Below are 25,323 nucleotides of genomic sequence, written 5' to 3'. Positions count from 1 at the left end.
CCCGCCCTTAAAAAACAGCTTTAAATGCCACTCCAACCTTATATTCATTTTGATCACTGTCACTTATTGAATAATCCCCGGTTAAGAATATTCCATATCTGTCCTCTATCTCTACACCTGCCAAAACACCTGTCTTAAATTTCCCATTTTCATCTTCAGGTTTTGCCAGCTGACGATATTCATTTTCTACTGCTGTCAATTTTGCAGACTCTCTTACATTCAGATCTCCAAGTTCATATTCATATCTTAGATCAAGTGCACCTTTTAATTTCCATCCGCCTGTATCCCCTAATGGCATGCTTCCTTCTAATTCTAATCCTGCCTTTGGTTTTACACTCCATGCATCATTTCCCTCTATATTGAGAGACTCCAGTCCTTTTTCACCAAATGTAGGTCTTGTCATATATGTTGCTTCCAGACCGCCATAAGGTGTTATTCTGGTATTTTTCCCCAATGAAATCTCTTTACCCAAAATATTATCACTTGTCACACTGTAAGTCTGGTAATTTCCGTTCATTTCAGACCTTCCTGAATCAGCCCAGTCTATATTTCTGTCAATATTGTGGATACTTGCTCTTCCTGTCAGGTCATTTACTACTTTCCATCCATTTGATTTATACTTGTTATGTAATCCCAGCTGTACTGTATCCACCCATTCTTCACTTTCATTTCCATCTTTGAATTCAAATCCTGTATGAGCATATCCCAGTGAATAGCCGAATGTATGCTTATAAGTTCTTTCTACTTCCCTTAAAGCTAAAATCCCTGCTGTTTCATAATTATAGCCTGTTATACCGTCTGTATCTTCTGTTACCTCGCCTTTTCCTGCTATTACATTTATTTTTACATTTTCTTTTGTATTATTTTCAGAATTCTGTAAAACGTTTAATGATGTATCAAATATTCCTTTTATTGTCTCTTCTCTCTGGTTTATATTCGCATATATATTCCCGCCGAGACTTGACATAATATGTCTGAATTCACTTTCATCTTCTATTATATCTATTTTATCAAATATACTCAAGGCTCTGCCGGCTGCATTAAAATACTTCTCATCTAATATTTTCCCGAAACCTTCATACCAAAAACCGGATGCAAAATCCTGATAAGACAATTTACTCATATAAATATCTATATTTCCAGAATCATTTATACTCGGTGTTGCTTCCCAGGTAAGTGATTTACTGACTACAGGCAGCTTGCCGTTTGGTGAAACTACCTGTCCGGTACTTGTTATAAATATATTTTCCAGCATATATACATTAGCATTTGTTCCCTGTGAAAAATCAGGGAGTATATTTACAGTGTCTGTTATTGTCATAGTATTTGCTGATATTGTTCCGCTGTTCAGTACAAAATCTATACCCGCTATAGTAGAGGCTCTTAATGTATTTATATCAGGCTTTATTGAAATATTCATTCCTTCATTGCTGAAATGTCCGTTTACTATTATTAACCCCATATTTTCCAGATCCGGCAGCGGATATTCATTCGGTTCTTTTGTTGCTGCTGCACCGTCTGAAAAATAAATTGTCCCGTTATTTGCTATTTTTCCACTCGGTGCCACTATTCCCGCACTGCCAGTTCCTAATATATTTATAGTTCCGTTATTTTCTACCAGAGTACCTGACGGAGCGTAAATTCCCATAGCATTATTTCCTGTTACACTTATTATTCCGTTATTTATTATATTTCGGGCATTAGTTCCGGCTATTCCTATTGCACCGTCTCCATAAAGTGTGATATTTCCGAAATTCTCTATTCCTTTGCCGTTATTAGCTATTATTCCTATTACTCCTGTTTTGGGTATTGATGAAGTCCCCCCTGTTATGTTTCCATAATTTTGGGTTATCACAGAATTGTTCTTTGTATAAATTCCTATTGCCCCCGCACCTAATGAAATATCTCCATAATTTATTATTTCTGAGTTTTCGCCGTATATTCCCACTGCATATGTACTTAAATTTGAATCTACCACACCTGCTGTATATACGATTTTAGAATCTCCTATTAGAATATCTCCGTTATTTTTTATATTTCCGGAATCACTGAAAATCCCTATATTTCCTATTCCGATATCGGCTTTTAGTATAGAATCATTCTGTATTGCTCCGCCGTTTACTGTATAAAAGATTATATTGTTTGATCCGTCAGCAGTTATTTGTATACTATCGGCGCTTTTTATTATTCCTGCATTATCTCCATAAACAAATACATTATTATCTCCAAGTTTTACCGAGGCAAGATTTGTCAAATTTGAACCTGTTTCCAGTATAAAGCCGAAATCCCCGCTGCCTAATGTTATATTAGGAGAATTATTTACTACTGAAGCGTTATTTTTCCCCTGAACCGCCGCAGCCTCATTTCCATTTGTAGTTATTACCGAAAACTGTGTTATATTGGCAATCCCGCCGTCAGTATATATTCCAATCCCGGATTTTCCGACATTTAATATACCGTTTTCAGTAATATTTCCGCCTTTATCATAAATTCCAAGTGAGCTTTCCCCGGATGTCAAAGTTCCGTTATTTACAATAGCTGTTCCTAAAGCACTATTATATATTCCAATGCTCGGATTATTGCTATCCTTTGAATCACCTACCTTTATTTCTCCGGCATTAGTCACATTTTTAGCACTGTTTCCCGAAGTATAAATACCGATTGTACCTGATCCGTCCAGATTAATTACTCCTAACATATCATTTTTTATTACTGATCCTGCGGTATCCCCATTTTCATAAATACCTACTGTTGAATTTCCAAAACTGTGTATCAGTGAATTATTATTTATACTGGTAGAATTACTGCCGTATATACCCGTCCCTTTTTCTCCGATCTCTATTTTTCCGGCATTATTAACTGTTCCATTCTCATTATAAATACCGGTTCCTTTTTCTCCTAAAATCAGTTCGCCCATATTTACCGCATCTGCATTTTCTGTATAAATTCCCATTGAATCTATTCCGGCAAAAGTCAGTTTTCCTTTATTCACAGCACTTCCGCCATTAGCTGCTAATCCGGTCACATCCTCCGAATTCGAATCAATAATTGCATTTGTTTCAAATCCTATTATTGAATTTTCTCCTGCTATTAATACTGAGCCTTGCCCGACATCAGACAATGCCCTATTATAAATAAAATTATTATTTTTTACATTCGCCAGTACCATTTTCAGTGCCGGATCTGCATTTATCACAACATTGTCCTGCCCTGTTAATATTGCAGATGAATTTATATAAAATATTGTTGAATTGTTCCCTTTGATATTTATTACCCCGTGAGTCAAAGTCATATTTGAACTTCCGTCCAAAAATATTCCGGTAGCATTATCTCCTGATATATCAATTATTCCGCCGTTCAGAGTAATATTGCTGCTATCCGCATAAATTCCTATCCCTTCAGATCCGGTTTTTATATTGCCATACACATTAACCGTGGCTTTATTAGCATACAATGCTGTTCCTTTAGTTGATGTACTGCTCATATCTATTAATGAACCGGTATTCAGATTTATTATTCTTGCAGATATATCAGTCAAAATATTTGTGTCGTTATTATCTGCATAAATTCCAAATGAATTTGAACCTGACATTTCTATTTTACCGTTATGGCTTATCTTAAATGTTCCGTCCCCGTAACCGTTATCTATTATTAAACCTGTTACAGGATCCAGAATATAGCTCTGACTTACTATTCCAGCTCCGTTTGTCCCTGATTTTATGATACTCCCGGCAGCTGTCTCTATATCTGTCCCGTTTACTCCATATATGCCAAATGAGCTGGATCCCTGAGTGCTTATTATATTATTATTATTTATAAATCCATAATCTGCATAGATTCCCACAGATTCCTGTCCGGAAAGGTTTATTTCGCCGTTATTTACTAATACCAGCGAAGATTTTGCCGCTCCTGCTGTATTTGCCTGGGCTATTCCCTGCTGTGAACTGTTTGTCCCTTTTATAATACTGTTATTTATTACGCTGCTGTTGGTTATTTCTACATTATTATTATCCAGATTCATTTCTTCGTCTATATTCAAAAGTGCGCTATGCAGAGACATTGTTTTATAATCTGACCCGTTTATTATAACCCCTGATAATGCAGGATTTGACTCTATTCTGTTAATGGTACTTAATTTTACACTTGCATCTTGAATCAAAAACAATCTTGAACCGGATTCCATATTTAAAGTCAGATTTGATAAATTTAATCCTGAAGCAGTTATTAATGAATTTAAATCTGCAAGGGAATTTATCTCTGTTATCCCAATTCCATCCCCGGTGAGTGAAAACGCAGTCCCTCTGTCGGAAGAAGCAGCGGCTCCTTTTATTATACCAGTAGAATTTTGAATATTTATTATTCCATTTTCCTGAGTAAAAAATCCTAAACTTTTATTTCCAACTGTAAAATTAACATTATTTAATGATACAGTACCATTTAATCCGGCCCCGAAATTAACACCTCCGTTATCTGCACTGACTGATCCGCCTGTTAACGTAACCTGACTCGAAGCAGTTACGTCACCTGCATAAATACCTATAGAATTTTCACCAGTTAAATCTATAGATAACGAATTACCAGTGCCTGCAGTCCCTCCTTTAGAAACTATCCCGTAAGAATCATTTCCTGAAATTGACAATAATCCGTTATCAATGAAACTTCCCTTGTCTGTTACAACTACTCCATAGGAATTATCTGCATTAATCTCTATTTGTCCGTTATTTTCCCCTTTACTGTCAGCACCTGTAATAAAAAAGCCTTTATTTAAAGTACCGTCTGTTATTTTTATTGTCCCGTTATTTATGTTTTTTCCTCCGCTGATCGAATACATGGCTATATTTTCCGTCCCGCCGGAAATATCAATCAATCCGCCGGCATTATTAGTTAAGTTTCCTCCCTCGGTTCTAAATCCTATTGATCCGGTTGAATTTTTTAAATTTATTTCTCCTGAGTTTTTCAGGCTTGGAGATACACTTGAATATAGCCCGAAAGAATTATCACCATAAATGTTAATTTTACCAAGATTAATCTCAGATTCATTCAGAAAGCTCTGAATAAGAATTCCGCCTGATTCTTCTCCGTAGATGTTTACCACGCCGTTTGCATTATTTTTTATAAAAGAATTCGGCAATAAGTCTGAATTTATATTAAGTCCCATTCCATAACTGTTATTTCCATTTATGTTTATTGCCCCGTTATTCTCAGCCTGAATAAGCCAAGTAAAATTCGGCATCCAGCCATTTATCATCATTCCTGTAGAATATCGTCCGCTTAATTCTATCAAATTATTATTATTTAATATATTCGGTCTTCCTGTCGTCGGACCAGTACCTACATTCTCAGGGGTAAAAATCATTCCTGCCTGTAAACTGTTATTTCCCTCTATTATTCCCTCATTTATCATGTTCATAACATCAGTAACTGTTCCGCCCTCCTGGGCCTGCACTTCCAGTCCGGCTGTATTAGTGGAAATTAACTGTATTTTTCCATAATTAGTAAAAGTTCTGGGACCGGTCGAATCTATAGATACTGCTCTCCTGTTATTTACATCCACTATCATAAGGGAATTCACATCAGATGTTGTCGTTCCCCCGGGACCACGTCCGTATTCTACTATTGCATTATTTCTATTATAAGGTGCTGTACTTAAAATATATGTCCCGGGTCCTAAATCATTTTCATTGCCAACCAGAGTCAAAAAAGCAGAATTTTGATAAGTATTAAGACTCGGAGTCCGTATATCTATGGAAGACGGACTTTTTATATTAACATTCGGTGATTGGTAGCTGATTTTCTGCAGATCTAAAAGAGGAATATTCAGAAAATTAAGTGCTGCAGTATTTTCTATCTGTGGAATTAATGGTTTAAATACTGACGGATTTACATCTATATCTAAAACATTAATATTTTTCCCCTTTATTGGTATAGTCACGCCTAAATCTATCACCTTAACCTTTTGTTTATCTCTGTACGGTTTATTATACGGCTGTCCTCCCTTATTTTTTTCATTATAAAAACCGCTAAAAAATATCTGCCATTCCAAATATTCAGGTTTTACAATATAATCATTTTGTAGATACAAACTTTCTAATTCTTTATTTTTATCTTTTAATATTTTTTCTAATAATTTATAATTTTTTTCATTCGACTTCTCTGATTTTATATTTTTTACTATAGAATTGTATATTCTTTCAGATTTAGCTGACAATTGTCCTGTTGCAGCAAAAGAAGCTGAAACCGAATTCAGTGCTAAAAACATTAATAATTTTTTATTTTTTTTCATTTTATAATTCTCCTTCTATTCTAATCCTTCCCTAAAATACTGACTTATCAGTTTATTTTATATAATTAAAATATTTTATTTTAAAATACATAAAATAATTTCTTATTTAATAAATATATATTTTTATTATTCAATTTGTCAATAAATTTTTCCAATAAATACATGACTTATATAACAAAAAAAACAAAACGTTCAATTCTTTGTTATAGATTTTTATAAAAAAATTATCATTAAAAAACAGGGACAAAATCCCTGCATGAACTAAATTTTAATTTTTTATAATCTATGAAAATTTGAATACTTTCCAGAAAGTCTAATATATTCCTGTATTCTAAATTTCAATTATATATAGTAATAATATATATTTACATTTCTTAATTAAGAAACAAATAATACATCAGACCGCTGAGCGTGAGTCCGTCTTTTAATTCATTATTTTTTATCATCTCTTTTATTTTTTCTTTTTTTATCCATTTTACGTCTGCTATTTCATTTAAATCAAAATCCTGTCTCTCTTTTCCCTCATCTAATACAGCTTTCAAAACATGAAATTTCAGATCTGTACTCCCGCTTGCAGGATAGTATGAAAAAAGATATTCAATATTTTTTACATGATAGCCTGATTCCTCCAAGACTTCCCTTTCACCTGTTTTCAAAATATCCTCGCCTTTTTCAGTTCCTCCTGCTGGTATCTCCCACTCAGTGGTACCAAGCAGATATCTGTGTGCCTCTACAAATAATATTTCGTCATTGTCATTTTCTACGACGACAGTAACCCCTTCTCTGTGGTATTTTATGACATGGTAATCTTCAATAATACTTTTATCATTCATTTCTACCCTGTCCAGATAAAAATTAATCCAGTTGCTTTCATACATTACTTTTCTGCCAAGCCGTTTCATATCTGCTTCCTTTCATAGTATTTCCATGATTTTTATAAAAAACTTCTACAGTAAAATACTGTAGAAGATATTATATTTTAATTACAAAAATTCTTTACTTTATCATTATAAGTTCCTTGTTTGATTTATTCAAAACAACACAGCCGTCTTTTTTCACTATTACATCATCTTCTATTCTTACACCGCTGAATCCGTCAATATATATTCCCGGCTCTATTGTAATAAGCATATTTTCCTCAAGAATAATATCCCCTGCCGGCGAAACCGTAGGAGCCTCATGTATTTCAAGTCCGATTCCGTGTCCTAAGCCATGTCCGAAATTATCCCCATATCCTTTTGATGCAATATAATCTCTGGCTACTTTATCAAGATCACTGCACTTCATTCCGGCCTTAACCTGTTTTATTGCCATTTTATTAGCTTCCAGAACTATATCATAAATTTCTTTCTGTTTATCGGAAATTTCGTCTCCCACAAAAAATGTTCTCGTCATATCAGATACATAACCGTTATAATATGCTCCAAAATCTGTGGTTACCAGTTCGTTCATACCTACCTTTTTATCTGATGCCACTCCGTGCGGTAATGCAGATCTGTATCCGCTCGCTACTATAGTATCAAAGGATCTGTTTTCCGCTCCGAGCTTTCTCTGTATATATTCCAGATGTGCTGCTATCTCCTTTTCAGTTATACCGACTTTTACAATTTTCAAAGTTTCGCTGAATGCCATATCAGAAATTTCTATTGCTTTTTTTATATTTTCTATTTCATGATCTTTTTTTACAAGTCTCTGTTTTACTAAAGAATCACCTAAAGGATACATGCTCACTGCAAATAATTCTTCCAGCTTTTTATAATAACTGAAAGTTACGTTCAAATCTTCGAATCCTAATTTTTTTATACCAAGCTCATCTATTTTTTCCTTTACCTTATCCAGAGAATTTCTTCCTACTTCTACAAATTGAAATCCATTAGGCTCTACCTGCTTTGCTCCCTGTTCCTTATATCTAAAATCCGAAAAAAAGAAATTTCCATTCTTTGTGGCAAGTGCAACACCTGTAGTTCCGGTAAATCCGGTAAAATATCTGAGATTATACATATCTGTTATGAATATCGCATCAACATTCACATTTTCCATTATTTTGTTCAACATTTTTCCTCCTTGAATGATTTTATTTTTATTATATCACAAAATACTTCTTATTTTATTTCTATTTTTTAAATAACAGCTTTTATCTCCCTTATTTTGTTACAGGAAATTTCTGGGATATAAAAATCCAGTCTTGTGAAACTACTTTTTTAAGCTTTACCGAAAGCTTTTTTCCGTCATTAAGCAAAAATTCCACAGTAACTCTGGAATTAGCATCTGCATCTGAAAAATCAAACATTGCATTATACATATATTCTCCGCTTCTGTCCGAATAACCTTTATAATTTTTTATGATGGTTTTCCCGCCGGAATTAACAGTATTTATATTGATTTCACCCGTAAAGCCGTCCATAGGCTTCTTTAATATAAACAAAACACTGGTTTCAGCTTTTCCTCCTCCGGAATAAAATTCCGTTGCTCCTATTTTTACCTGTACCTGCCCATATTTAGGTATCTCAATATTGTAATCGGCATGATATGTTACTCCGTCAATATAATTTCCCTCGACATCTGTCCCCCAAAAAGTCTCTCCGCCTTTTAAAGGCCCTATACTGGGAATTCCTCCGGGAAAATGCGGTGTAGCGAAAATTACAATACCAAACAGAAAAAACAATATTACCATAACTTTATTTTTCATTCACACTACCTCTTTTCTATTTTTCTATATTATTATATATCTTTTGATTTTTTATTATTAATGCTACTGTTATATAATTCTTCTGTTTCTCAGCTTGTTTTCCTGTTATTATTAAAAACAGAATTTTCCCACATTATTAAAAGAATTACAGCAACAGATGTTATATCTGCAAAAATCATTATCATCAAATACACATAAACACTTTTGGAATCACGGTCTCTCTTACTAATAACCGGTATTAATTCTCTATTGTCAAGAAACAGCCCAAAAGAATCAGTTTTCCCTTTTGGAAAAATTTTTTTATTTCTGTCATAATAGGTTTTCACTCTTTTTCCTGTAAGATCCTCAGCACTATATCCATTCAGATAATAATACTCCGGATTATTTTCAAGCATAATTTTAGTATACCTCACACGTGCAATACAATTATTTTTGCAATCCACATATACAATATCACTGCGATTCAGGGAGTATTCTTTCTGACTGGTAACCTTTCCCTCAATAAGAACAAGTTTATCCCGATTCATAAGAGCAATTTTATTTTCCACAGTCATTACCAGATTAACTGACCAGATAGTTCCTCCAATTAGTATTATTGCTGCTGCGAATATTTTTAAAAAATCATAATTTTTTTTCTTCATTATATTCCTTTCAAAGCCTGCTTTCCGAGCTGATACATTTATTTGAAGTTCCTGCATTCTTTATCTTATTCTACTATACTAAACTATATTTAACAATACTATAAAAATAATATGGATTTATTGCACCAAAAAAGAGCCGCTTCTTACGGCTCTATTTTATCTTTTCAAATTATTCAGATACCTTTACTTCGTCTCTAATGTGTAACCCCATAATCTGATTTTCATTTATTTCGCTTTAATTACTGCTGGAGGTGTCCACTGTCCGTTACTTATGACCTCTTTAGGCCAGTAAGCTCTTATATATAATGAAAATTCCCCGTTCTTTGGTGCGGGAAGCCAGTTACTTTCCTTGTCCTTTGACGGCTTTTCAGACTGAACATATAATGTCAGTGAGCCATCCCTGTTATATTTTAAATCTTTATTTTTTGTTCCAAGTGAATATCGGTTTATTTCATTCGGCTCAAAAAAATGCTCTGAATTATACAAAGTCAATGACCAGAAGCCGTTCACAGGCGGTATCTGCCCTTTTGGAAAAGTTACCGTATATTTATTACTTCCGTTTAATCTTTCTTTATTTGAATCAAAATCCTGATAAAAATACTTTGTTTCTGCTGCTTTATTTATAAATATATTAGACTTCGCCGCTGCTGTTCTTGTATAATAATCTGTTCCGAAATCTGCTCCATTATTTGTTGTTGTCCAATTATTTTTTAGCTTAATTCCATAGTTGCTAAATTGAAATAATGGTGTTACAAGCTCTTTATCTGCTTCCACTGCTCCCTGAGTAAATGCTTCCTTTAGTTTAGGATTATTCTTTATCACTTCAAGTACTGATTTCATAGTCGCATAAAGATTTTCTTCCCCGGCTAACGGCGGTACATCCTGTAATATAACAGGAAGCTCATCCGCAAACTTAGCAGGATCCACCCATTTTACTTCACTGCTGCCCTGTGTTGCAGGTGCTGATAATATTGGTAAGTCAGCCCAGCTTCTTTCTTTCACCTTGCCGTCAAATTCTGAAAGAGGATATATATCTATCTTATTAATAAACTCCTGTATGTCTTTTTTGTCTTCCGCAGTATCATTCATGAATATTCTCGGTATTGCATATGCGATTTTTGTATCAGAATGAAATACTTTAATTACTTCTTTTGGTACAGTCCCTTTCCAGTCAGGTCCTGTTATCATATAAAATCCGGGCTTTGAATTATACATGGAACCTAATTCTGCTATAGAGTCTGTTCTTTGGTTTACTATCTGATAAACCCAGAATCTTCCTTTAAAATCGGGAACCTGTACTATAACAGCATCTTTATCAAGAGACATCATTGACTGTCCGTAAACAACATCCTGATTAGGACAGGCTACTACTCTGCCTCCAGGATCTACGTAGTCATGAAACATTGAAAGATAATTAAGAGGTGCGGTCGGCACAGTACCGCCCTGCAGACCGATTGAAGTATTTTGTGAACTTATTATATATCTGTTATGCATATTTACCATTGGCCAGCCCCAAAAATATGACATTTTCCCGATCTCTTTTACATAAGCCTCTGTAAATTCCATATTTTCAGTATTTACATTTTTCACTGCTGCAGTATTTGTCTTTGCAGCTGTACTGACAGTGCCGGCCGTATACGTTGTTGCTGTTAACAGCAATGCTAATACAGCAGCAGATAATATTTTAGATTTTCTCATGTTTCCTCCTTGTTTTTGACAGTTATTGAACAGACCTTCTTATTTTACATTAATTCTATTTAATTATATCTTATATTCAAAATATTGTCCATTAGGTTTTTTCGAATCTTCTTAATTATATATTTTATTTTTCTATTTACTATACATCACTTTTTATTTTAGTACTTACTAGCTTAAATTTTCCCCTTTTCCCATGCCCGTTTCCTCAATTAAAAATATTAACCAGTAAGTCGATTATCATCAGCATGATTAAAAAAGCAAAAAATCATTCCCCTTATTATTAAAATATCTCTTATACTAAAAATATCTTATTTAATTAGTTTTTACAGTCTCCTGTTTAAAAAGCTCCATTTCTATAATTTCCCCCATCTTTCTCCCCGATATCTTCAAATTTACTTTCTCTTATATCAAAAAAAGCTGCATCTCACGATACAGCCCTGCTTTATATATAAGTTTAGAACACTTCCAACCAGTCTTTTGATTTTTCATGATCTCCGTTTATTACTTTTTCAAATTCCTCCTGTAAGAATTTACAGAATTTTCCTGCCTTCGGCTTTTCAGAATAATTAGGTGTTCCTATTGGTTTTCCGTCCAGAGATTCAGCATAAACTACCTTCATTGCTGTTCCTGTCACCAAAAGCTCATCTGCGGAAAAAATCATTGATCTGTCTATTCTTTCTCTTTCCACAGTATGTCCTGCATGCTCTAATAATTCCACGACAGTTCTGATTGTTATTCCTTCCAGTGCTGCCGCCCCTGTATCCGGTATCAAGAGTCTTCCTCTGTATACTACCAGAACATTAGCTACTGCAGCTTCCACTACATTTCCCTGATCATCCATCATAAGGGCCTCGTCATATCCGTTTCTTACGGCATCACTTGTTGCCAGAAATGAATTTATATATGCCCCTCCTGCTTTTGCCTTTGTCGGTATAGAAGCATCATTATATTTTCTGTATGTAGAACTCATAAATCTTACTCCGCCGTCAAATTTCACATAGTCATCCATACGAAGAAAATAAACTGCCAGATCAAATTCCAATCCCGGTTTTTTTGGTGCTATTCTTGGAGTATCACAAAATATAAACGGTCTGATGTAAAAATCCCCGGATACATTATTTTTCTTTATCAGCTCTCCCATTATATTTCTAAATTCCTCATATTCTATATAATACTCAAAGCCCAGCATTTTTGAAGCATTCATTAATCTTTCATGGTGTTCTTTCAATCTGAATATTGTTGTTTTTCCATTTCTGAAATATCCTCTTATTCCTCCAAAAGCGAGAGTTCCGTATTGCAGACTGTTTGCTGCTATACTTACCTGTGCCTTTTCGAATTCGACTATATTTTTTCTAAAATAAGCATATTCCATAAAATCTGCTGTTTCAGCCATATCTTTCTACCTCCTAAATTTACATCTTATATTATATATTACCATAATAAATACTCATTAGTAAAATTAATAAAAAATATTTTTATCATAAGATTTACTTATTTTTAAGAGTAATTAGCAAGAAGCTTCTCTACGATATTTTTACCTTTCAGCAGCCTCAGCCAGTCTTCAGGTATGGCTTCATATCCATAATGTACACCTGCTATACCTCCTGCTATGGCAGCTACAGTATCTGTATCATTTCCAAGTAAAACGGCATTAATTATTACATCTCTGTAATTATTATGCTCAAATAATACATCCCGTACACTTCTCAGCGTATCCAGCACATAGCCTGTTCCTTTTCCCTTTATATTATAATCCAGCGGTCTCAGCCTTTCATTAAGGTAATAAAGGTACTCTGTCTGACCATCATATATTTTCATAAGCTTATCAGCAGATCTTTCGTACGATTCCTTTATACTTCCGCCTTTTGCGGTCTCTCTTACCCAAAGACTGTAAAAAGCACAGCATATCTGCGGAACAATATCCCCGTGAGTAATCATTGACTGCAGATGTGCATATTCCACAATTTTATCCTCCCCGTGCTCACTGTTATACAGCCCGAGCGGAAATACACGCATAAGAGAACCATTCCCTCTGCCATTCTTTACTACAAGTCCAGATGTCAGAGGATTTTTAGTTTTACTATATTCTATCAGTGATCTTGACGTTTGTACCCCCACATCAAAAACTTTCTGATTCACAGCCATATATCCTTTTTCATACCAAGCCAAAAGCTTTTTTGCCAGATTATTTACGTTAAAACTTCTGCATTCCATGAGGCTCGCAAACATACAAAGCATCTGTGCCCCGTCATCCGACCATGTTCCGGGTTTTACTTCTTTATGTGATCTGTTGAACTTCTTCGGAGGTATCATATCTATTTTTTCCAGTCTTCTGAGTTTTTCAGAGGTACAAAACTCGTATGGAACCCCGACAGCATCACCGATCAAATATCCGTAAATCCCGCTCTTCATTTTTTCTCTCATTCTTCATACTCCCATAAATTGAATTTTTTCAGCCTATAATGCCAAATACATAAATCCCCATTTTTTACTAATCTGCAGACGGTTACTACCAGACAGTATTTCCAAAATCCAGACAGTAATACATACACTTCTATATTATCATTTTTCCAAAATTTTGTCAGTCATTTTTTCAAGAATATTATATATTTTTTATTTTTCTATTATTTTAAAATATATGGAAAAACAAAAATCCGGTATTTTCAATATCAAATAATACTTTCCCGGATTTTATATACCATATTTTATTTTTTTAATGTACTACGACTTTATGAATTCCTTCTCAAATATAATTCATTATAATAATTTGCCATAAAGAGAAAAAGCATCGGAATAAGAACCAGATAAGCAAGCCCTCTTGTCAGATCCGCCGCATACTTCAAAAGAGCAAATAATATAAACAGCGCTGTCATGTTAAGTATGTCGGGAAACCTGAAAAGGAGAATACTTTCCCTTATTACTTCCCAGACATTATAATGAGGATTGTCTATTATTATAAAAAATATAAGTGAATAAAATAAAATCACAAACATCGGAATAAAATCAACAATAATTTTTATATATTCATTCAAATATATATTTTTTCCTGTAAGTGCTGTCCCGTTTGAAAAAACAAACATCATGAAAAAAAACACTGCAGCTGTTAAAAAATAGCCAATCATCAAAAAAATTCCTGTTATTGTCAAATTGTAGTTTTTTCTTAACATAATGAATCCATAAGTTTCGTTTCTGCTTATTTTCAAAAAATAATCATAAACTCCGAAAATCAATATAGAGCCTAATAATAAGGTTATTATAGAGCTCAAAATAAATCTCAGTGTAAAAAAGCTGTCTCCAGAAGCAGTGTATGCAAAAAAATCCAAAGGACTGTAAATATAAAATCCTCGCTCATAAAACCAGTATATTATAAGGCATAAAACAGAAGCCTTAAAAAAATTATTTTTATAATCATCAAATGTTTTGCTTAAAACCTCAAAAATATTAATCATGTAAAAAATCCTCCTGTTAAAATTTATAAAATGCTATTTCCCCGCCTCCGATAAGTACATCATCAAGATAAAAAACTATGTGCTGTCCTTCTGCATTTTCTGCATTTTCATTATCAAATACAAAATAAACTTCTTTATCCTTTGTAATAATTTCTCCTGTTAATCCCTTACTGGAAAATCTCGGTCTTGCAGTAATTTTTTTCCCGGCTGTATTTTCCAGCTCTGTATTAAATTTATAATTTATTACCTTTACCGACTTTTTCATCAAATCCTGAAATTCTCCCAGAATTATCAGATTCTCCTCAGGTATAATATCCGTTATAAAATACATTTTTCCCAGATTAATACCCAGCCCTCTTCTCTGACCCACTGTAAATAACTGATATCCCTTATGCTTTCCAAGTACATTTCCGTTTTTATCCTTAAAAAGCCCTTCTTTTATTACTATTTCCTTGCTGCCTTTCAAAAAATCCTCATAGCCCTTCGGGGCAAAGCATATGCCCTGACTGTCAGGCTTTGAGTGAATTCTTATTCCTGCTTCTTTTACTATCTCGCGTATTTCCTTCTTGTTATAGCCTGACAGCGGAAACAGCATTCTTGAAAGAATACCAGTATCAAGTCTGTAAAGCATATATGTCTGATCCTTTGTATTCTCTCTGTCCCATATAAGCTTATTTTCAAGGGTTTTCCCCGAATAATGCCCTGTCGCTATATATTCTGCACCCATTTTATCCGCAATCTCTGCAAGCTTTTTTATTTTTATCTTTTCATCGCATATAACACAAGGTGAGGGAGTTTTTCCCTCATTATACATTTTTATAAAATAATCCATGACCTCTTTTTTGAATTCTTCTGATACATCAATGGTGTAATGCGGTATTTCCAAATGACTGCATACATTTTTTGCATCAGTTATATCATCAATGGAGCAGCAGGTCTTCCCGCCGTTTTCAGATAGTTCATCAGGGAGATGTTTCAGTGTTATACCTATTACCTCATATCCCTGCTTCTTTAAAAAAAGAGCAGCGGCAGAACTATCCACGCCGCCGCTCATTCCTACTATAACTTTTGTTTTCATATTTTCTTTCCTGTTTTCTTTTTTGTAATTATTTTACAACAATATTTACCAGTTTATTAGGAACTACCACTACCTTGACTATTTCCTTACCTTCCAGAAATTTTTGCGCCTTTTCGGAAGCAAGAGCTATTTTCTCCAGCTCTTCCTTTGGTATGTTAACATCTGCAAGAATAGTATCTCTTAATTTACCGTTTACCTGAACTACAAGATTAATCTTACTTTCTTTTGTCAATTCCTCGATATATTCAGGCCAGCTTTCAAGAAAAGCATATCCTTCTCTTCCAGAGGCAGACCACAGTTCGTCAGCTATATGCGGTGCAAAAGGAGACAGCATTAATACTGTTTTTTCCATTACTTCTCTCCATATTTTCTTTGACTCGCTGCTGATCTTCCCAGTATCTATAACCTTTTGTCTGTATGAAGTCATATCATTCAAAAGCTCCATTAATGCTGCTATTGCTGTATTAAAGTGAAAATTATCCTCCATGCTTTCACTGACCTTTTTCACTGTCTGGTGAAGTTTTTTCTGTATTTCGGAATCTTCGTTATTTCTCTTGCCGTGATCTATCTCACCGGCTTCAGAAAACTCCTTTGTATCCTCTATTAATAAAAATAATCTGTTCAAAAATCTGTATGCCCCTGCAAGACCGTTCATATTCCACTCCAGCTCTTTTTCAGGCGGCGCTGCAAATAAAGAAAATACTCTTGCAGAATCTGCTCCGTATTCTTTTACTATTACTTCCGGATCTACACCATTATTCTTTGACTTAGACATTTTTTCCACTTTTACTGCAAGCTCTTCTCCTGTTTTCTTTGAATAAGCTTTACCAGTCTTATTGTCAACATTCACATCTGCCTCAAAATAAAATTTTCTTTCTTCATTTGAATAATACGAAGGTCCGAGAACCATTCCCTGAGTAAGCAGTCTTCTAAACGGCTCATTAGAACTCAAAAGTCCCATATCCCTTAGTACTTTATGAAAAAACCTTGCATAAAGAAGATGCATTACGGCATGCTCTACTCCGCCTATATACTGGTCTACAGGAGTCCAGTTATCTGCATCAGTTTTATCAAAAGGTGCAGTATCCAGGTTCGGGTTCAAAAATCTCAGATAATACCATGAAGAATCCACAAATGTATCCATTGTATCTGTCTCCCTTTTAGCTGTTCCGCCGCATACAGGACATGTTACATTCTTAAACTGCTCTGATGTTTCCAAAGGATTTCCCACACCGGAAAATTCTATATCCATAGGGAGCTTTACAGGCAGGTTTTCTATTTTTTCCATAACCAAACCGCATTTTTCACAGTATAAAGCCGGTATCGGAGTTCCCCAATATCTCTGTCTGCTTAAAAGCCAGTCATGAAGTCTGTAATTTACAGTTCTTAATCCTCCCTTTATCTCCTCAAGATATTCTGAAACAGCAGTTTTGGCATCATTATTTTTCATTCCGTCAAATTTATCAGAATTAACAAGAATACCCTCTCCTGTGTAAGCCTGTTTCATTGTGCTGATATCCAGCTTTTCCCCTTCGGGCTCTATAACTACTCTTAATGGCAGATCATATTTACCTGCGAACAGAAAATCTCTTTCGTCATGAGCAGGAACTGCCATTACTGCCCCTGTACCATAGTCCATCAATACATAGTTTCCTACCCACAAAGGTATTTTTTCGCCGTTTACGGGATTAGTAACATATTTCCCCGTAAAAAAGCCTTCTTTTTCTTTATCTTCAGCCGTTCTTTCTATCTTATCCTCATTTATCATTGCATCAGTTTTGACTTTCAGAGCAGGATTATCTTTCAGTATAATATCCTCTACTACGGGATGCTCGGGAGCCAGTACTACATATGTCACTCCGTATAATGTGTCAGGTCTTGTAGTAAATGCAGGTATTTTAGTTTTTCCGTCTTCCAGAACAAAGTCTATTTCTGTTCCGTATGACTTGCCTATCCAGTTTTTCTGCATTGTAATTACTTTATCAGGCCAGTTTCCTGCCAGATCATCATGACTTTGAAGAAGCTCTTCCGAATAGTCGGTAATTTTGAAATACCACTGATCAAGCTCTTTCTGAATAACATCAGTTTTTGAGTGTCTCCAGCACTTTCCGTCTTCTACCTGTTCATTAGCCAGAACTGTATTACACTCAGGACACCAGTTAACATAAGATTTTTTCTTATATACCAGACCTTTTTCATACATTTTTATAAACATCCACTGATTCCATTTGTAATAATTTTCCTGATATGTTGCCAGCTCACGGGACCAGTCATGTGATATCCCCATTAGTTTCAGCTGTCTTTTCATATTATCTATATTTTTACGGGTCCAGTCTCCCGGATGTGCTTTATTTTCAATAGCTGCGTTTTCAGCAGGAAGTCCGAAACTGTCCCACCCGAATGGATGAAGTACATTGAAGCCCTTCATTTTTTTATATCTGGCAATAGCATCACCTATGGTATAATTTCTAAGATGGCCAACGTGCAGATTTCCCGACGGGTAGGCAAACATTTCCAGAATGTAGTAATTTTCCTTATCGCTTACATTTTCACTTTTGAAAATATTGTCTTTATTCCATTTTGACTGCCATTTGTTCTCTATTTCTTTTGGATTGTACTCTCTCATGAAACTCCCTTTCCATAAATTTTATTTTTTATCTTAATAATAACATAAATTAACTTTTTTCACAAGAAATCTGTGTTGAAATATACAATTACCAGCATCTTCAACACCCGACTGTCTCCTGTAAAATAAAACCGGCTCCAAACAGATACCGGTCTTAGTGCTTTCAGCTTTTTATTTTTTATGCATATCTTCTTCTATCATTTTCTTTAGTTCTTCCAAAGCTTCTGATTCAGCTACTTTTTTTATTATCTGTCCTTTTTTGAACAGAACTGTCACCTGTTTTCCGCCTGCTATTCCATAATCAGCTTCTCTTGCTTCACCGGGACCGTTTACCACACATCCCATTACAGCTATGTCTATGTTATAGTTTTTATCTTTAAACTCCTTTTCGACCTGCTTTGCCAGACCGATAAGATCTATTTCCGTCCTTCCGCATGTGGGACATGAAACTATATCTACACCCTCATCTATATAGCCGGACACTTTCAGAATAGTTTTTGCTACACCTATTTCTTCTACCGGATTTTCAGTAAGCGAAACCCTTATTGTATCTCCTATTCCCCTTAACAAAAGTCCGCCTATTCCCATTGCACTTTTTATGCTTCCTCTTTCCATGGTTCCTGCTTCTGTTACACCGAGATGAAGAGGATAGTCCGTATTCTCGGACATTTTCACATATGCATCATACATTGTTTTTACATTACTTGATTTCAGAGAAATAACAATATCCTCAAAACCGTATTTTTCCAGAAGTCTGACATGAAACATTGCACTTGCTACCATCGCTTCAGGTGTAGGATGACCGTATTTCATCAAAAGATGCTTTTCCAGAGAACCCGAATTTATTCCGATTCTTATCGGTATGCTTCTTCTTTTGGCTTCATCCGCCACGAGTTTTACTTTTCCCTCGTCACCTATATTTCCGGGATTTATTCTTATCTTGTCTATCCCGTTTTCCATTGCCGCCAGGGCTAATCTATAGTCAAAATGTATATCTGCCACAAGTGGAACTGCTGATACTTCGTTTTTTATTGCTTTTACTGCCTCTGCATCATACTTATCTTTTACTGCCATTCTTACTATATGGCATCCTGCACTTGCCAATTCCTTTATCTGCTTTACCGTGGCATCTACATCTTTTGTATCTGTATTTGTCATTGATTGTATTGCTATAGGATTTCCGCCGCCTATTACTACATTTCCTATTTTTACTATCCGGCTCATTTTTCCTCCTTACATTATGTAATTTTCCTGATAAATCAGATTATACCTTTTTTCTCTTTTTGTCAAGAGACAGCTTGTTTTTTTTAATTTTTCAGATGCTTTATCAGGGCATCAGCTTATATTTTTTATTCTCTACTGTCATTCTCGGAGGTATCTTATTTTTTTCAAAATAATCATAGCCGGGCTTTAGCTCTTCCCAAAAGCTGTAATATTCCGATTTTTTATGCCGTTTCATATTAGCTGCTGTCATTTTAAACGGAAAAACATCAACATTTATTTTTTCCTGACCGTTATTAAGCGTTTTTTCCACTAACCCGTAAATTTCTTCTATATATTTATCAGTCATCGCATAACAGCCTATAGACAGGCAGTCTCCGTGAATCATTATAAGGCTTCCCGTATAACCGTGACTTTTATCATATTCATTCGGATATCCTATATTAAATGAAAGATGATATGCACTGTTTGGATTTAAAAATGATTTTTGTGTGTAGTAAAATCCCTCAGGACTTTTTTTGTCCCCTTCCTTCTTCTTGGGACCCAGTCCGCCCGAAAAAGTACATATATCAAATACTTTATACAGGCTGTATGTACCGCTGTCATTCTTTATCCACATTTCCAGTTCTTTTTCTTCTTTAAATACTCTGATATACAGAGGATTTCCCGTTTTTATATTTTCCTGTCCGCCTTTTTCGCCGGAATTTCTGTATTCTTTATTTCCCAAGCTTATAGTATTGATAATTTCTTCTCCTTCATCTATTACTTTTTCAAAACTTATTTTATTGCTGATCCCAATGAACACTAAAAAGAATAGAGCCAAGACTGCTATTTTCCCCTTTTTCCCCATTACTCCTCCTTGTCTGCTTCAGATACTGTTATTTCTGATTTTTCCCCCAGTTTTACGGTAGATATCTGATCAAACCTCTTGCTTATTTTATTTGAAGTGGTTGTAATCTCTTTCACATCCTTATGCACTTTATCTATATCCTTTGCAAGATTAGTCCATCTTTTCTGATATCTGTCAAAATCCTGCCCCAGTCTGAGCAGCTCTTCCTGTATCACATGGGCATATTTTTCTCTTTCCACATTTACCATTACCACCTGAAGCGTCGTAAGCACAGACATCAGAGTTGTCGGAGATGCAAGCCATACTTTCTTTTTGTGGGAATACTCTATAATTTCCTGATGATATGCATTTATTTCGGCAAATATTGCTTCTGCCGGAAGAAACATTATTGCCTGATCGGCAGTTTCCCCTTTTATAATATATTTTCCCGAAATATCATCAATATGCTTTCTGAGATTAATCCCGAATTCTTTTTTAGCAGCCTCTCTCTGTGATTCCTCAAGACTCTTATCAAACATACGTTTATAATTTTCCAGAGGAAACTTAGAATCTATACATATTGTTCCTACAGGTTCCGGTGCAAAAACTGCCGCATCCGTTATTGCTCCCGTGATAAGCTTATACTGAAGCGAAAAGATTTTATCATTTCTTTCACCAAATACTGTTTTTAATATCTGATTCAGCTGTATTTCCCCGAAAATCCCCCTGCTCTTTTTATCAGTAAGTACATCCTGCAAAGATATAATATTTGTGGAAAGCGAGTCTATTTTTTTCTGTGCTTCGTCTATTTTACTAAGTCTTTCTATTATATTATTAAAAGTTTTTGTTGTCTGCTCGAAGCCCTTCGAAAGTCTTTCCTCCACTTTCAGATTCAGCATATCGAGTCTTGACTCTATTTTTTGGTTTAATTGTTCAAAATCCTTATTCATGCTGGATTTGAACTCATCCTTAAATATATTGATATCCTTTGTAAGCAGTCTGTTATTTTCTGCGGAAGTATTAGTAAGATTCTGACTGAAACTTCCGAATTTTATTAATAAATTTTCATTATTTGCCGAAAGATTTTTATTTACTTCCTGTAAACCCTCAAGAAGTGTGTTTTTACTTTTTAATGCAAGATTATTTTCCATCTGCAGAAAAATTTCCTTCTCATTATTTATATTTTTAATTAAAAGCTCTGTGACTTCCGAGCTTTCCTCTGCTCTTTTTTTATTCTGGAAAAAAATGCCGATTATTTGTATTAATATAACAGCTGCCAGCAAAACTACTATTATTATCTCCATACTCTCTCCTTTGAAATTTCCTGTCAGAATACCGCAGAGAATTTACCGCAGTATTCCGGTTTATCAAATTATATTTTTATTCAAAAAATTATTTTTCTATATCCTTTACCAGTTTTTCATTTTTATAAATTATATCCTTTTGTATATTCTTCAATATCGGCTTATATTTCTTGCTTATTTCCACATCCTCATATAAGTTTGTATTTCTGACCTCTATTTTATTCAGAAGCATTTCCAGAGTAAGAACTGCAGGATCTACAGAAATCTGATATTTATCATCGTCGCTGTTATTTACTATTTCATTTATTAATTCTATATCTTCAAGTCCGTTTAGTATATCTCTCATTAACGGAACCTCCACTCCCAGCTCTTTTGCAAGCTCTCTGCTGCTGTAAGGAGCCTCTGCCTCGTGAAACTTCTTAAGCATACAGTAAATCACCAGTATCGAAAGCTCTTTTTTTAATTTCACCGGCATTTCATCTGCATTTCTGGTTACACTGTACTTTTCCAGATTTTGGCTGGAAAAGCTTATCTGTGCCCCTACCAGTACTGACATCCATATATACTGTACCCATATAAGAAATATCGGAATAAATGACAAGCTTCCGTATATTGCATTATATTTTGAAATTGACGACTGTACATGAAAAAATATAAATTTCAATATGTAAAACATTATTGTAGTGGCTATTCCGGCAACAAGGGCAGGCTTAAACTTTACCTTTGTATTCGGAACTATTATATAAATACATGTAAATAATAATATTATAATCAGAAATCCGGCAAAATTAAGAAATAAAGGTACTCCCATACTAAACAGAAATCCTCTTGCCAGTCCTCTCAAATAACGGGTAAGCAAAGAAATTGTAGCCAGCACCACTGCAAAAAATATAGGTCCCAAAAAGACAATTGCTACATAATCTATCATTCTTCTGACAATAGACCTGTCTCTCTTTACTTTCCATACTCTGTTAAAAGCATTTTCAAGCATCAGCAGCAGTTTCAGTATTGTCCATAACAAAATAACCACACCGACACCTGTGAGGACACTTCCTTTGGTAGAATCAATAAGCTTTTTTGCCACATTTATAATCATGGCGGCTCCTTCTTTGCTCTCAGGAAATGTACTGTATATTTTTTCCTCAAAAAACATATCTATTCCAAAGCCTTTTGTTATTCCCAGAGTAAGAGCTATTACTGGAATCACTGCCAGTATTGAATAATATGTCAGTGAAGCTGTCCATAGCTGTGTCTGACTGTCATTATAGTTTCTGTATACTGTTATTACGAGAAGAATCTGTTTTTCAAAATGTTCTTTAAAAGTCTTGATTTTATTATACATTTTCTCTACTTTTTTTCTCATTTTCTCACCTGTTCTTCTAAAATTTGTTAAGATTATTCAAAAGTAAAAATTTCCATATTATTGTATATCTCTTCCATAATTTCATCATAACCTTCGATTTTTTCCTCTTCCAAAAGTACATTTTCAAGTTTAGGATTTGTCACCGGATGCTTTGGTGCAAAAATTACACATGAGTCTTCATACGGCTCTATTGATTTTTCATAAGTATCTATTTCTGCTGCAATATCCATAATTTCAGTTTTGTCCATGCCTATAAGCGGTCTGAAAACCGGGATATCCTTTACAGAAGCATTCGTACAGGTAAGTCCGCCTATCGTCTGGCTTGCCACCTGACCAAGACTCTCTCCGGTAATCAGAGCTCCGTATCCCCTGCTTTTGGCAAGTTTTTCAGCCAGTCTCATCATTACTCTTCTTGTCAGAATAGTAGCAAGTTCTTTATTGGTCTTCTGATTTATTTCCTGCTGTATTTTCAATATATTCATAGAAAAAAGTCTCGTTTTGGGTATATAAAGCGACAGGATTTCAGTCAGCTCCTTTACTTTCTCCAATGCCTGAGTACTGGTAAAAGGAAAGCTGTGAAATGTAACCGCATTCACAAACATACCTCTCTTGGCCATCATGAATGCAGCCACCGGACTGTCTATCCCTCCAGAAAGAAGTACAAGACCTTTTCCTGTAGTTCCCAGCGGCAGTCCTCCGTATGTTTTTATTTTTTCAGTGCATATATATGTACTGTTTCTTATCTCAAGATATATCATCACATCGGGATTTTTCATTTTCACATGCTCAAATTTACTGTTCACAAGGATGTGTCCTCCCAGCTCTCTTGCAAAATCCATTGACCTTTTCTGAAATTTTTTATTGCTTCTTTTTACTTCTACTTTAAAATTTCTCGCTCCGTTTTCATAAGCTCTTTCTGCTGCCTCCAAAACAGCTTTTTTTATTTCATCCTCATCATTATCCACACGTACTGACGGGGAAATAAGAACTATTCCAAATATTTTTTTTACTTTCCTTATTATTTCATCTATATTTTCCTGATCGGACAGTATATATAATTTTGAACTGTCTATTATTAATTTATAATCAGTTCCTTTTAATATATTTCTTATTCTTGTATTCAGAATTCTTTCAAAATTTCCTCTGTTTTTTCCTTTCAAAGCCAGCTCTCCGTAGCTTATTCCTAAAGCATTATACATTTTATACCCTCTTTACTATATTTTTATCTAATTATATCATAGAATGGAGATGGTTTAAATATTTTATATCTTTATACTTTTCAAAAAAAATATTTTTTGTTTTTTTATATTTGAAGCACTTTAAAAATTCAACTCAGGTTCAATTTTTAGAACATTCATACTAAATGTCTGCAAATTTTATCTTGACTTTATTTGAGTTTTGAATTATTATTCAATCAACAGAAAGATTTTACTGAATAGTAAGCTTTTAATTGATATAAAAATTATGAAGGAGATTTTAGGGAGAAATGATTGAAACGAAAGAAAAAATTTTATTAGGGATGTTAGACTTAGTTGCTGAAACTGGTCTTGAAAAAGCTTCTATCGGAAGACTGTGCAAGAAAATAAAAGTCAGTCCTGGAAATGTATATTTTTACTTTTCCAGCAAAGTAGAATTATTGAATACACTATACTATTACTGCATTAACAGTTTAATAGAAGCAGTCGATATAAAAACTTACACGGAAATTTCCAAAGATGAGGAGTGTACAGTGTACACCACTCTTATGGAGGATCTTGTAAAAAAAGTTATTTATTTTTATAAATCAAATCCTTGTATGCTGAACTTTATCATAACTTCAAAAAGTTCATGCTATCTTTCAGATGAGATAAAAAGAGGGCGGTTCACAGGAGCAAATTTTTTTAACTCATTCTGGGAAAAATGCAAGGATAAAGGGATTATCAAAAATGTAAGTACAGAATTCATAATCGCCTTTATTCTGGGAGTCATTTATGAATTTATGAAGGAAGACATTATCCACAAGAATATTTCGCTGGATGATGAAAAAATTGACATACTGAATGATCTTATCTGGTCAGGATTATACGTAGAAAACAGGGTTATGTCTTAGTTTCACCGGAAAAATAAAAGCTGCATTAAAATAAAAATATTTTTGTTTTGATA

17 protein-coding genes are annotated in these 25,323 nt (G+C 34.4%); 1 reads left to right on the top strand and 16 read right to left on the bottom strand.

Translation table 11 applies throughout. From position 1 onward, the window contains the following. Positions 1 to 7: 7 nt before the first annotated feature. The 16 genes from STERM_RS03665 to thiI form a co-directional block, all read right to left on the bottom strand. Positions 8 to 6,283 carry an autotransporter domain-containing protein gene (locus STERM_RS03665; protein WP_012860214.1) on the bottom strand — a complete coding sequence of 2,092 codons (6,276 nt, stop codon included), beginning with the start codon at positions 6,281 to 6,283 and terminating at the stop codon, positions 8 to 10. A 374-nt stretch (positions 6,284 to 6,657) separates the two neighbouring features. Further along, the gene (locus STERM_RS03660) at positions 6,658 to 7,185 is read right to left on the bottom strand and encodes an NUDIX hydrolase (RefSeq protein ID WP_012860213.1); all 528 of its coding nucleotides are present in this window, start codon (positions 7,183 to 7,185) and stop codon (positions 6,658 to 6,660) included. A gap of 94 nt (positions 7,186 to 7,279) precedes the next feature. Beyond that, on the bottom strand, positions 7,280 to 8,338 hold the full coding sequence (locus STERM_RS03655; protein ID WP_012860212.1) for an aminopeptidase P family protein: 1,059 nt from the start codon (positions 8,336 to 8,338) through the stop codon (positions 7,280 to 7,282). A gap of 88 nt (positions 8,339 to 8,426) precedes the next feature. Then, on the bottom strand, positions 8,427 to 8,972 hold the full coding sequence (locus STERM_RS03650; protein ID WP_012860211.1) for a hypothetical protein: 546 nt from the start codon (positions 8,970 to 8,972) through the stop codon (positions 8,427 to 8,429). An 89-nt stretch (positions 8,973 to 9,061) separates the two neighbouring features. Further along, on the bottom strand, positions 9,062 to 9,613 hold the full coding sequence (locus tag STERM_RS03645; RefSeq protein WP_012860210.1) for a hypothetical protein: 552 nt from the start codon (positions 9,611 to 9,613) through the stop codon (positions 9,062 to 9,064). Positions 9,614 to 9,838: 225 nt separating this feature from the next. After that, positions 9,839 to 11,311, bottom strand: coding sequence for a DUF1254 domain-containing protein (locus STERM_RS03640; protein WP_012860209.1), 1,473 nt, complete (start codon positions 11,309 to 11,311; stop codon positions 9,839 to 9,841). Between the two features lie 454 nt (positions 11,312 to 11,765). After that, positions 11,766 to 12,704 (bottom strand): aminotransferase class IV, encoded by a 939-nt coding sequence (locus tag STERM_RS03635; protein WP_012860208.1) that lies wholly within the window; start codon positions 12,702 to 12,704, stop codon positions 11,766 to 11,768. A gap of 104 nt (positions 12,705 to 12,808) precedes the next feature. Then, complete coding sequence (locus STERM_RS03630) at positions 12,809 to 13,735, bottom strand: ADP-ribosylglycohydrolase family protein (protein ID WP_012860207.1); 927 nt, start codon at positions 13,733 to 13,735, stop codon at positions 12,809 to 12,811. A gap of 305 nt (positions 13,736 to 14,040) precedes the next feature. Next, positions 14,041 to 14,760, bottom strand: coding sequence for a hypothetical protein (locus STERM_RS03625; RefSeq protein ID WP_012860206.1), 720 nt, complete (start codon positions 14,758 to 14,760; stop codon positions 14,041 to 14,043). 16 nt (positions 14,761 to 14,776) lie between these two features. After that, a complete protein-coding gene (gene mnmA / locus STERM_RS03620) occupies positions 14,777 to 15,838 on the bottom strand; it encodes a tRNA 2-thiouridine(34) synthase MnmA (protein ID WP_012860205.1) in 1,062 nt (353 codons plus the stop codon). Between the two features lie 28 nt (positions 15,839 to 15,866). Beyond that, on the bottom strand, positions 15,867 to 18,464 hold the full coding sequence (gene leuS, locus STERM_RS03615) for a leucine--tRNA ligase (protein ID WP_012860204.1): 2,598 nt from the start codon (positions 18,462 to 18,464) through the stop codon (positions 15,867 to 15,869). Between the two features lie 171 nt (positions 18,465 to 18,635). Further along, complete coding sequence (gene ispG, locus STERM_RS03610) at positions 18,636 to 19,688, bottom strand: flavodoxin-dependent (E)-4-hydroxy-3-methylbut-2-enyl-diphosphate synthase (protein ID WP_012860203.1); 1,053 nt, start codon at positions 19,686 to 19,688, stop codon at positions 18,636 to 18,638. Positions 19,689 to 19,791: 103 nt separating this feature from the next. Beyond that, complete coding sequence (locus tag STERM_RS03605; protein WP_012860202.1) at positions 19,792 to 20,535, bottom strand: L,D-transpeptidase family protein; 744 nt, start codon at positions 20,533 to 20,535, stop codon at positions 19,792 to 19,794. Beyond that, positions 20,535 to 21,818 carry a DNA recombination protein RmuC gene (locus tag STERM_RS03600; protein ID WP_012860201.1) on the bottom strand — a complete coding sequence of 428 codons (1,284 nt, stop codon included), beginning with the start codon at positions 21,816 to 21,818 and terminating at the stop codon, positions 20,535 to 20,537. The genes STERM_RS03605 and STERM_RS03600 overlap by 1 nt, the downstream gene beginning before the upstream one ends. A gap of 88 nt (positions 21,819 to 21,906) precedes the next feature. Then, positions 21,907 to 23,181: a YihY/virulence factor BrkB family protein gene (locus STERM_RS03595; protein WP_012860200.1), complete on the bottom strand. Its 1,275-nt coding sequence runs from the start codon at positions 23,179 to 23,181 to the stop codon at positions 21,907 to 21,909. A gap of 32 nt (positions 23,182 to 23,213) precedes the next feature. Next, positions 23,214 to 24,380 carry a tRNA uracil 4-sulfurtransferase ThiI gene (thiI, locus tag STERM_RS03590; RefSeq protein ID WP_012860199.1) on the bottom strand — a complete coding sequence of 389 codons (1,167 nt, stop codon included), beginning with the start codon at positions 24,378 to 24,380 and terminating at the stop codon, positions 23,214 to 23,216. Between the two features lie 287 nt (positions 24,381 to 24,667). Here thiI and STERM_RS03585 point away from each other — a divergent pair, with 287 nt between their 5' ends. Continuing rightward, the gene (locus tag STERM_RS03585; RefSeq protein ID WP_012860198.1) at positions 24,668 to 25,270 is read left to right on the top strand and encodes a TetR/AcrR family transcriptional regulator; all 603 of its coding nucleotides are present in this window, start codon (positions 24,668 to 24,670) and stop codon (positions 25,268 to 25,270) included. Positions 25,271 to 25,323 lie beyond the last annotated feature (53 nt).

The sequence above is a fragment of the Sebaldella termitidis ATCC 33386 genome, from assembly GCF_000024405.1.
In the GTDB taxonomy this organism is placed as follows: Bacteria; Fusobacteriota; Fusobacteriia; order Fusobacteriales; family Leptotrichiaceae; genus Sebaldella; species Sebaldella termitidis.
This window is presented reverse-complemented; position numbering and strand designations above follow the sequence as displayed.

Bases quoted from the DNA above. Each gene is read 5' to 3' on its own strand.
- STERM_RS03665 (WP_012860214.1), bottom strand. From the start codon at position 6,283: ATGAAAAAAAATAAAAAATTATTAATGTTTTTAGCACTGAATTCGGTT.
- STERM_RS03660 (WP_012860213.1), bottom strand. From the start codon at position 7,185: ATGAAACGGCTTGGCAGAAAAGTAATGTATGAAAGCAACTGGATTAAT.
- STERM_RS03655 (WP_012860212.1), bottom strand. From the start codon at position 8,338: ATGTTGAACAAAATAATGGAAAATGTGAATGTTGATGCGATATTCATA.
- STERM_RS03650 (WP_012860211.1), bottom strand. From the start codon at position 8,972: ATGAAAAATAAAGTTATGGTAATATTGTTTTTTCTGTTTGGTATTGTA.
- STERM_RS03645 (WP_012860210.1), bottom strand. From the start codon at position 9,613: ATGAAGAAAAAAAATTATGATTTTTTAAAAATATTCGCAGCAGCAATA.
- STERM_RS03640 (WP_012860209.1), bottom strand. From the start codon at position 11,311: ATGAGAAAATCTAAAATATTATCTGCTGCTGTATTAGCATTGCTGTTA.
- STERM_RS03635 (WP_012860208.1), bottom strand. From the start codon at position 12,704: ATGGCTGAAACAGCAGATTTTATGGAATATGCTTATTTTAGAAAAAAT.
- STERM_RS03630 (WP_012860207.1), bottom strand. From the start codon at position 13,735: ATGAGAGAAAAAATGAAGAGCGGGATTTACGGATATTTGATCGGTGAT.
- STERM_RS03625 (WP_012860206.1), bottom strand. From the start codon at position 14,760: ATGATTAATATTTTTGAGGTTTTAAGCAAAACATTTGATGATTATAAA.
- mnmA (WP_012860205.1), bottom strand. From the start codon at position 15,838: ATGAAAACAAAAGTTATAGTAGGAATGAGCGGCGGCGTGGATAGTTCT.
- leuS (WP_012860204.1), bottom strand. From the start codon at position 18,464: ATGAGAGAGTACAATCCAAAAGAAATAGAGAACAAATGGCAGTCAAAA.
- ispG (WP_012860203.1), bottom strand. From the start codon at position 19,688: ATGAGCCGGATAGTAAAAATAGGAAATGTAGTAATAGGCGGCGGAAAT.
- STERM_RS03605 (WP_012860202.1), bottom strand. From the start codon at position 20,535: ATGGGGAAAAAGGGGAAAATAGCAGTCTTGGCTCTATTCTTTTTAGTG.
- STERM_RS03600 (WP_012860201.1), bottom strand. From the start codon at position 21,818: ATGGAGATAATAATAGTAGTTTTGCTGGCAGCTGTTATATTAATACAA.
- STERM_RS03595 (WP_012860200.1), bottom strand. From the start codon at position 23,181: ATGAGAAAAAAAGTAGAGAAAATGTATAATAAAATCAAGACTTTTAAA.
- thiI (WP_012860199.1), bottom strand. From the start codon at position 24,380: ATGTATAATGCTTTAGGAATAAGCTACGGAGAGCTGGCTTTGAAAGGA.
- STERM_RS03585 (WP_012860198.1), top strand. From the start codon at position 24,668: ATGATTGAAACGAAAGAAAAAATTTTATTAGGGATGTTAGACTTAGTT.